This is a genomic window from Bacteroides luti, from assembly GCF_900128905.1.
Lineage (GTDB): Bacteria > Bacteroidota > Bacteroidia > Bacteroidales > Bacteroidaceae > Bacteroides > Bacteroides luti.
In genome coordinates this window covers 70,526-80,395 of record NZ_FQTV01000019.1, presented here as the reverse complement: position 1 = coordinate 80,395, position 9,870 = coordinate 70,526, and the positions used below count along the sequence as shown (strand labels likewise).

Genomic DNA, 9,870 nt, shown 5'->3' with positions numbered 1-9,870 from the left:
AGGCGGAAGATAAACATCTTCCCCTTCTCTGAAAAAATATTCAATCTAAAATTCCATCAGTTGCATTTAACACTTGAATTTAGGATAACAAAAAATGCCACCTGTTTTTCCGCAAAGAAAACAGATAGCATTTTCATTATATATTGGCCAGAAACTTTGGATAATCAGATTAAAATCCAAGCTTCTTACAGATTCATATTTCGTTTATCATTAAGCTAAATGACCAATTCTATTTATCAGTTCATTGCCCAGAACAGTTTTATCGTCAATATGCTTCAGAACAGCTGTTACAAAAGGATTGCTTTCAAAGACTCCTCGAACCTGTTCAAAGTCTTGTTCTTTTTCTTCACGTGAACCATCGGCACCAAATCCGGTCATAGATGATAATGAGAATTCCTTTTTAGCATCAGCATAAACCATCTTGTCCAATCCAATAACAGCTTCTTTCCACTGATTAACAATATTAATAATATCCTGAACGGTTATTTCATCCGAATTCAGTTTATAGAATTCCTGTATTTTGTTATATGCCCAAGTCCATTCATAGGTATAATAGTTTTGGTGCATCGTTTCAAAAGAGGTATTCATTTCATCCAGACGGTTAATATCTCCATTCTCAATTCCATCCAATAGTTTATCTACCTCACTTTTTGGAGCAATTAATCCGGAAACATCCACCCATTCTCCTAAACCGATTTCTGTATCCGGTTTTAAGCGGGCACGAATCTCTTCACAACTTTTAAAATCGACTCCTTCAAGTCTCTTTATTATTGAGTTGCCCAGAAACTTTTGTATTGCAATCTCATAAAAACCAATACCTTTATTCAAAGAACTGTTCTTTATCTTGGCACTTTGGAATGAATAGATTTCAGACGTTTCACCAGATACCCGTTTAAGTTCTTTCAGAATTTCTCGTCCTTTAAACATTTTCTGAATGGTATACGGGCTAAGCAAGTTATAGTTAATATAATCGAGCTTATTCGGATCTTTACGTTTATCACGTTTTGGCCATTTCTGAGCATCACGAATGGTTCCAACACTTCGCAAATTAACTCCCGGAACCAGGTATGTAGTATTCCCCTGCTCTATCAAATAAGAGAAAGGAAGGTTTGAAGTATCGGCATGATTAACATGGCGTCCCATCACTAAAGAGAAAGCTCCTACACGTGCCGGCCACAGTATATATGAATCGGAAGTGGTTTTTGCTCCACGTTCTAATGTTCCCTGATGGATTGGCCCAAGTTTATACATGTGATTACTTTGGTTAGAACCTGAACCTGCATTCATAAACGAGAACATACCCGCAATAAGCAATGTAGATTTATGATGGGTAACAGTAAAAGGTCCGGCAAAAATAGCACAAGCTTCACCATTCTCACCCTGACAGTTGCTAAAGAACAAGGAATCGGAAGCAGAATAGTTATGACCCAACTGACAAGCCTGACCAACAAAGCAACGGCTTAACATTGTTCCATCATCTACATGAGAACCAGAAGATATAATAAAGTCTTCACAGATTACTCCATATCCAATGTGAACCGGTGCATCTGCATTACTGTTTATGCTACCATTTTTTAAACGGCAAGTACCTTCTATATAACAATAATCGCCAATACGAACATTTTTGATGGATCCTGTATTAACTATCATTACATGAGAACCAATTGCTCCTTTATCAGAAGCATGTTTATTGGAATAGAAGTCTGTAATTTCCTTAATGCGGTTAATCAGTTCCGGACGATGACGATAAAGAGCCAGGATATATGCCTGATGTGCTGAAAGCTTATCATTAATCAACACTTCACGGCCTCCGGTTTCATTAAGAACTGCAACCTCTACCCCATTACCAAACTTACTTAGTCCATCGACAAGGATAATATCTACATTTTCGATAAATGTATGGTCGCCTATCTCGTAGTTTGCAATATAATTCTGAATATTTTCAATGCAACAACAATCACCTACAGTTACATTATGCAGAGTGACATGCCTTAATCCTGCATGTTTCTTTATTCCGCCTTTTAAGGTAAACTCGCCATCAAATGATCCCAACTTAACATTTCCCGAAAAGCGGGTATGATGAACATAAGCAGTATTAAAATCTGATGAAACAAGCACATTGTTCCAATCGTCGGCCAAGCATGACTGACTTTTCAACTGAAGAACTTCATCTTCAGTAAGCATACGATACGCTTTCATAAATTTATTTAGATTGTATTTTAAATTCGCTTATTCGTCCGATTCTTCGTCGTACATCTGGAAAAGGAAATCATTATAAGGAAATCTCTGCACATGCAGTTCCTTAACCTTTTCATACAACAAATCTTTCAACTCATCAATATTCTCTTTCTCACGGGCAGAGATAAAAATACAGTTCTTATTGAGTTTAGCCATCCATGTACTTTCCAGTTCGTAAAGAGTTCTATTCTCTTTTGTCTTAGGAGTAAGATCATCCTCTTCTTTCTTTATATAAGTATACGCATCGACCTTATTAAAGACAAGAATACAAGGCTTTCCGCCTCCGCCAATGTCATTGAGAGTTTTGCTTACCACTTCAATCTGCTCTTCAAATCCCGGGTGAGAGATATCAACAACATGCACTAACAAGTCGGCTTCTCTAACTTCATCCAATGTTGATTTAAAGGAGTCAACCAAATCTGTTGGCAATTTGCGTATAAACCCAACGGTATCCGACAACAGGAAAGGAAGATTATTAATAATCACCTTACGTACAGTAGTATCGAGTGTGGCAAAAAGCTTATTCTCAGCAAAGACCTCACTCTTGGCCATCAAATTCATTAACGTTGATTTTCCTACGTTTGTATATCCAACCAATGCCACACGGATCATCCTTCCACGATTCTTTCTTTGAGTAGCTTTCTGTCTGTCTATATCAACAAGTTGTTGCTTCAAGAGAGACATTCTGTTAAGGATAATACGCTTATCCATTTCGAGCTGTGTTTCACCCGGTCCACGAAGTCCCACAGAACCACCCTTACCACCACCGGAGCTACCACTCTGTCGTTCTAAGTGAGTCCATAAGCGAGTTAATCGTGGCAACATGTATTTGTACTGTGCCAACTCAACCTGCGTCTTAGCATTTGCTGTTTGAGCACGCATGGCAAATATATCAAGAATCAGTGAAGTACGGTCCAGTATCTTCACTTGCAGTTCTGCTTCAATATTACGAAGTTGTTTCGCAGACAGTTCATCGTCAAAGATGACCATCCCTATTTCTTCATTTTCGGTAATATACTCTTTTATTTCCTGCAATTTCCCCTTTCCCACAAAGGTTACAGAGTTTGCAGTATCCAGTCTTTGCGTAAATTTACGCACCACTTCCGCCCCTGCCGTCTCGGCAAGAAAAGCAAGTTCCTCAAGGTATTCATTCGTTTTTCTCTCATCCTGTGTCTGGGTGATCAGAGCAACCAAAACAGCCTTCTCTGTTTGCGCTTCGGAAATAACAAATTCTTTCATCTTATTTATTTATAAATGTGCGCAAATATACATATTCTATGTGAAAAACCTGTACATTTGTTTTTTATTGACACTAAATTTTAGTTTTATGAATACTTTTTCTTTCGTAAGGAATCAAACAGTTGGAATCACTCTCGCTTTTTTAAGTGTTACAATGAATAGCTTTTCTCAGATTAACAGTCATCAGCTAAATACTAATCTTACAGCTATACAGAAGAAATCAAATCTACCCGGATTTGCTGTCGGAATTATTAAAAATGATTCGGTTATCTTTTCTGAAGGATATGGATTTGCCGATAAGAAAAAAAGGCTGCCATATACCCCGGAAACTATTCAGCCAATAGCATCTGTTAGTAAAACCTTCATCGGATTTGCATTAATGAAGGCTGTAGATCTTGGCTATTTTACTCTCGAAACAGATATAAACGAAATACTGCCTTTTAAGATTACTAATCCCAATTATCCAAAGGACAAAATAAGAATCAAAGATCTTGCAACTCATACATCAGGCTTAATTGACAATGATACAACATATATTAAAGCATATTGTTTAGGAACTAAGCCATCGATGGAGCTAAAAACATTTTTGGAGAATTATTATTTGGAAGGAGGAAAATATTACTCAAAAGCTAATTTCGGAAACTCCGAAGCAGGCAAAGAATACAAATATAGTAATATTGCAAGTTCGCTGGCAGCCTACCTGATTGAGACCAAGGCTGGAATTCCTTTTTATGAGTTTACAGATAAATACATATTTACGCCAATGAAGATGAGCAATACTTCATGGTTTTACAACGAGAAGAATGGTTCAAATTATGCTTTACTTTACGAGGTTAACAAACAATCATTGCCCATTTACAAAGAACTTCTAAACAAAGATAAGAGCCTGAAATCTTATTCATGTATAACTTATCCGGATGGTAGTCTGAAAAGCTCTGTCAGCGATTTACTAAAGTATCTGAGAATAATGATAAAAGGATATTCCAACAACTCGGACTTACTTACCACGGAATCATTTAAAAAGCTTTTCGAGAAACAATATAATGATAACAATATGCCAGCAGAAATGAGTCCATCAGAACCAAACAGAGCTATTTTTTGGGCATACAACAGAAAAGGTAAACTATCTCACAACGGAAGCGATCCCGGTGTAACTTCATTTATTTCATTCGATCCAAATACAAGAGTAGGCAAAGTATTACTTATAAATACTCAAATAGAAGGAGATGATAATATTAGGACGGTAGAATTCTGCAAACAGATTATCATGGAAATAGAAAACTTCGAAAAAGGACTTTAATAACAACATCTCTTTGCAGGCAAAAAATGCCTGTCACCTGAAATGTATTCATAAAAAAAAGAGATTATCTATCACAGATAATCTCTTTTATATTTATGTAAAGTCAAAACTAATAGACAGTTTTACTATCTATTCAATTACTTATTTGCAGGATGTGGGGTAGCTGTTGTACGAACATCCCAGAACATTTTTGAATAATAGTTATTTGTTTTATCCTGCAGATTAGCTACTGCTGCATCAAAGCTTGTTTTATTCAGTGTACTTTCATTTGTAGGATACTTCACGCGTGAAATAATATCACCTTTAGTTTCCGACAATGTTGTGAACTGAAGTTTTGTGCCACCTGATACATAAGAATACTCTCCTGGTTTCAATATCTGAGTAGGATAACCTGTACGACGATATTCAGTCCATGCTTCTGTACCGTTCATATAAAGATCAATATACTTTTGAAGTGCTACAGTTTCAGCATTTACAGTTCCTGTTACAGCAGAAATATATGATTCCAATGTTGCAGCATCAACCGTTGTACCATTCAAACCACTCCAATATTGAATAGATGCACGTACACCAGCTTCATATTCAGCAGCAGAGAATCCTTTGTATTCTGAAAGAATGAACTGAAGTTCTGCATAAGTCATCAATGGAACTGAGAAATCTGCACTAATACATAATGGTGGATTTGCATACCAGCTTGGAGCAGCATTACGCATTGCCGATTTAACAGAGCTACTAGGAATACCATAAGGCATACCAAAATACTGACCGTTACGAGGTGTAGTATAAATAGGCAAACGAGGATCCTGTACACCAGCCCAAGGGTGAGTTTTTGCATTAAGAGTATCAGCCTGTCCTTTTAGAATATCAGCGAAAGGCTTAGCAATAGTAAAGTCATTTCTGCTATCTTCAAAATATCCACGATAGAACTGACATTGCTCTGGAGCTGTAGTTGAATATTTATATACTGCATTGTCTGCATTGCTAGTAAATACTCCACTAGTCAAAGCTTCAGCAATGTATTTCTTCCAGTTTGAATCAACTTTAGAAACATGGATAGCTAAACGACATTTTAATGAATTTGCAAATTTCTTCCATTTTGAAGCATCGCCATCAAAAATACGATCACCACCATTGAAAGCAACATCGCTTTCATCAATCATAGCAACAGCTTCAGTTAATTCCTTAATCAAGTCTGTATAAATATCTTTCTGACCATCATACTTAGGATAGTAAACACCTTCATTTAGCTTTGAAGCTTCTGAATATGGTATTGCTCCCCAAGTATCTGTCATTACCTGATAAAGCCAAACCTTAAGAATTCTTGCAGCAGCAATCTGATTATTATTGTTACCGTAAGATGCCATTGTAGGAGCTGTTGCTGCATCAGTATTTAGGCTGATTACTTTATTTAAGTTAGCCTGACATGTGTACAATTGGTTGAAATAGTTATTGTTCACACTTTCACGAATCTGATAACGATCTTCTTCTGTATAGTTTCTCTGAGCCCAGTATTGGCTATAAACCAAACATTGACGGCCACTAAACCAGTTATCGTATACATAATCCATTATCTTTTTCTCTGTACCAGCCATGATCATGTTTGATGGCACGTCCACTGGGTTATTAGGATCCGTATTGACGCTTTCCATTTTTTGGCAAGATACCGCCCCAATTGATAAGCTAAGGATCAAGAATAAATATAATATTTTTTTCATAATCTACTTCTATTAAAATTTCAGACTAAAATTCAAACCGTAGTTAGCGACTGAAGGCAAAGCACCACCTTCTACCCCTTGAATATTACCAGAGCTTGTAACAGCTGCTTCCGGATCAAAGTGTTTAACATCTGGTCCCCAAACAGCCAAGTTACGTCCGTAAGCTGCAACGCGGAATGATTTGATAAAATATGACTTCTTCAAAGGAACTGTATAACCAATGTTTATTTCACGTAATTTCAAATAATCAGATTTGAATACATCTTGTGCAGCCGGACCTGTATAGCATTGAACTCCATAAGTTTCTGCATCAATTCTATTTGTGTTTACTGATCCATCAGCCAATACACCTTTTAGTAATACACCTCCGTTTTTATCGATTGACTCACGGATATTTACGCCTTTTTCATTTAAAGCAGCTGTTTCCTCAAGCATACCAGAATACATACCCCACATATAAGAAGTAGAGAAGAAATGACCACCCTTTGAGAAATCAAGCAATACACTTAAATCAAAATTCTTGTAATGGAATGTATTAGTCCAACCACCTGTGAAGTCTGGATAAACTTTTCCAATATTCTGGTTACCTGAAGTAGAAGCATAAGTTCCGTCTGCATTGATCACCTTATTTCCTTTGTCATCATATACAAAGTCTGTACCCATAATAACTCCGTATTCTTTTCCTTCAATGGCACCAATTTCAACTTTGAAAGGAGCACTAGCTAATTTATAGTATGTTACTCCATCAACTAATTTCTTTACTTTGTTTTTATTAGATGCCAAAGCAAGAGATGATTCCCAAGAGAAATTAGCAGTTTTCACAGGAGTTCCATGAAGTGATAACTCGATACCTTTATTACTCATCAAACCAGAGTTTACAACTTTGTAATTATATCCAGATGTACCAGTTATCGATAAAGGAATAATCTGATTTTTGGTTTCACTTGAATATACTGTTGCTTCAAAGCCTAAACGATTATTCAAGAAAGACATTTCAAGACCTGCTTCATAAGAATTTGTTGATTCAGGTTTCAAACTGCTATTCTTCAAAGTAGTACTTAAGATGTACCCTGGAGTTGAAGTAATGTTAGTATATTGAGAATATGTATCTATTACTTGATATGGATCAGTATCATTACCTACCTGAGCATAACCCAGTCTCAATTTACCAAAGCTTATCCAAGGAGTTTTATCCTTCAACAATTCAGAGAATACAAAACTACCTGTAACTGAAGGATACATATAAGAGTTATTGCCATTTGGTAATGTTGAAGACCAGTCATTACGCAAAGACATATCTAAATAATAAGTACTCTTATATCCAAATGTTGCATTCGCAAATACAGAGCTAATAGATTTCTTCCTTAAATAGTTGTCTGATTTTGCAGGGTTAACAGAATTCTTTAAGTTATAGAACAAAGGAATTGCTAATCCACCATCTGTCTCACCATGTACATACTCATATCTACGATTCATAAAGTTTGAACCAACGTTGGCATCAAATGAGAAATCGTTCTTAAAACGAGTATTGTATGACAACATAAATTCATGGTTGGTTTCAACCTGTTGACGAGACATTTCAGAGTAGCGAGATTGTTCCTGAGAATAAACTGCATTACGTTCATATTGCTTATCAACAAAGAAATCAACATTAGCTTTATACTGGAACTTTAAGTTATCCAGAATTTTGTAGCTCATTCCAACGTTACCATAAATACGGTTACGTGAATCATTTTCATAATTCATATAACGAGACCAATATGGGTTATTGCTGTACATTGGAGTTGCATCATCCCATCCTGCACGGTTCCAGGTTACCTGATGTCCGATTGAGTTCATATACATACTCTTCAATTCTTTCATATCAAGTTCACGGTGTCCCCATTGAATGAATTTCTGCATAACATTGTTATCACCGTATCCAGTTTCTGAACGTCCTTTTGCTCTTGAATTAAAGTAAGTAACGTTAGTGAATACTTCCAAACGTTTATCTGCACTTATAGTAGAAGCAGCAACATTAAAAATATTCTTTGTTAAAGAGCTGTTAGGCATATAACCTGTAAGATCTGAATTTGTATATGATATACGTGCATTCGCTCTATCTGTTGCCTGACTTACTGCAATGTTATTAGTAAACGAAACACCTGTTTCGAAGAAATCATCGATATCATGTTTAGGAGCATTCCATTTGGAAGTTGTTGGATTTCCAACTTTTCCACCATCTTCCCATTTTGCTAAATCAAGCCATGAAACAAATGTTTGTCCTTCGTATTTATCACCCCAACTTTCGTCAGTAGCCATATCCGGATACAAATAATTCTTTCCGTTGATAGTTACATTATCGAATCCATAACCACCACCATATAATTTTTGCATCTTCGGCAATTTATTCACAACCTCTAAACCAATAGCAGAATTGAATGTAACACCATATCCATCACCTTTCTTACCTTTTTTTGTAGTAATCATAACAACACCATTTGTTGCACGAGAACCATAAAGAGCAGAAGCATTAGGGCCTTTCAATACGGAGATATTCTCAATATCGTCCGGGTTAAGGTCCTGAACAAGGTTACCATAGTCATAACCACCGGCACCTCTTTGAGTGTCTGTACTATTATAGTCTGTACCTTCAATAGGCACACCATCAATTACAAATAATGGCTGGTTATTTCCAGAGATTGATTTTACACCACGAATGATTATCTTAGAAGAACCACCCATAGAACCAGATCCACCTTGAATCTGTAATCCGGCAATTTTACCTTGCAATGAGTTAACCGGGTTGCTTACACCACCACGAGCTTTCAACATTTCATCTCCAGAAATCTCAGAGACAGCATATCCCAAAGCTTTCTTTTGACGAGAAATACCTAAAGCCGTTACAACGACTTCATCAACAACTTGCGCATCAGATGCAAGAACAACTTTCACAGTTGGTTTAATAGCAACTTCTGCTGATTTCATTCCAATAAATGAAACGACTAAAGATTTTGCTGAACTTGGAACATTAAACAGCGTAAAATTACCATCTACATCACTGATAGTTCCAACAGTTGTACCCTTCACTAAGATGGAAGCTCCAACAACAGGTTGCCCATCCTCTTGTGAAATAACAACTCCTGTTACTTTTTGATTTTGGGCGGTTACTAGACCAATACCTACAAAAAGGCATGTCAATAACAGCATTAATTTTCTTTTCATAAATTCACTAATAAAGTTAAACTTCATAATTACACTTACTTTACTCTAACATTTTGCAAAGTTATTAATAATTTGCAAATAAAAAACGATTTCTCTTAAATATACTAATATTTATTCCATTTTGATACATAATTGCATTTATAATGTCATTTATAACATTTTTAGTCACAAATA

General features: G+C 36.1%; 5 protein-coding genes. 1 reads left to right on the top strand and 4 read right to left on the bottom strand.

Annotated elements, in window-relative coordinates; all coding sequences use genetic code 11:
• Positions 1-210: 210 nt before the first annotated feature.
• Together BUC21_RS14605 and hflX are read right to left on the bottom strand one after the other, a co-directional pair.
• Positions 211-2,199, bottom strand: coding sequence for a DUF4954 family protein (locus tag BUC21_RS14605; RefSeq protein ID WP_073403751.1), 1,989 nt, complete (start codon positions 2,197-2,199; stop codon positions 211-213).
• Positions 2,200-2,229: 30 nt separating this feature from the next.
• Complete coding sequence (hflX, locus tag BUC21_RS14600; RefSeq protein ID WP_073403749.1) at positions 2,230-3,477, bottom strand: GTPase HflX; 1,248 nt, start codon at positions 3,475-3,477, stop codon at positions 2,230-2,232.
• A gap of 88 nt (positions 3,478-3,565) precedes the next feature.
• Here hflX and BUC21_RS14595 point away from each other — a divergent pair, with 88 nt between their 5' ends.
• A complete protein-coding gene (locus BUC21_RS14595; RefSeq protein ID WP_073403747.1) occupies positions 3,566-4,777 on the top strand; it encodes a serine hydrolase domain-containing protein in 1,212 nt (403 codons plus the stop codon).
• Positions 4,778-4,914: 137 nt separating this feature from the next.
• On the opposite strand, the gene BUC21_RS14590 is transcribed toward BUC21_RS14595, so the two are convergent.
• Both BUC21_RS14590 and BUC21_RS14585 read right to left on the bottom strand, forming a co-directional pair.
• On the bottom strand, positions 4,915-6,492 hold the full coding sequence (locus BUC21_RS14590; RefSeq protein WP_073403745.1) for a SusD/RagB family nutrient-binding outer membrane lipoprotein: 1,578 nt from the start codon (positions 6,490-6,492) through the stop codon (positions 4,915-4,917).
• 12 nt (positions 6,493-6,504) lie between these two features.
• A complete protein-coding gene (locus BUC21_RS14585; protein WP_073403759.1) occupies positions 6,505-9,696 on the bottom strand; it encodes a SusC/RagA family TonB-linked outer membrane protein in 3,192 nt (1,063 codons plus the stop codon).
• Between the last annotated feature and the right edge of the window lie 174 nt (positions 9,697-9,870).

What these genes read in the sequence shown, in the direction of transcription:
- BUC21_RS14590 (WP_073403745.1), bottom strand. Translation starts at nt 6,492, where the DNA reads ATGAAAAAAATATTATATTTATTCTTGATCCTTAGCTTATCAATTGGG.
- BUC21_RS14595 (WP_073403747.1), top strand. Translation starts at nt 3,566, where the DNA reads ATGAATACTTTTTCTTTCGTAAGGAATCAAACAGTTGGAATCACTCTC.
- BUC21_RS14585 (WP_073403759.1), bottom strand. Translation starts at nt 9,696, where the DNA reads ATGAAAAGAAAATTAATGCTGTTATTGACATGCCTTTTTGTAGGTATT.
- hflX (WP_073403749.1), bottom strand. Translation starts at nt 3,477, where the DNA reads ATGAAAGAATTTGTTATTTCCGAAGCGCAAACAGAGAAGGCTGTTTTG.
- BUC21_RS14605 (WP_073403751.1), bottom strand. Translation starts at nt 2,199, where the DNA reads ATGAAAGCGTATCGTATGCTTACTGAAGATGAAGTTCTTCAGTTGAAA.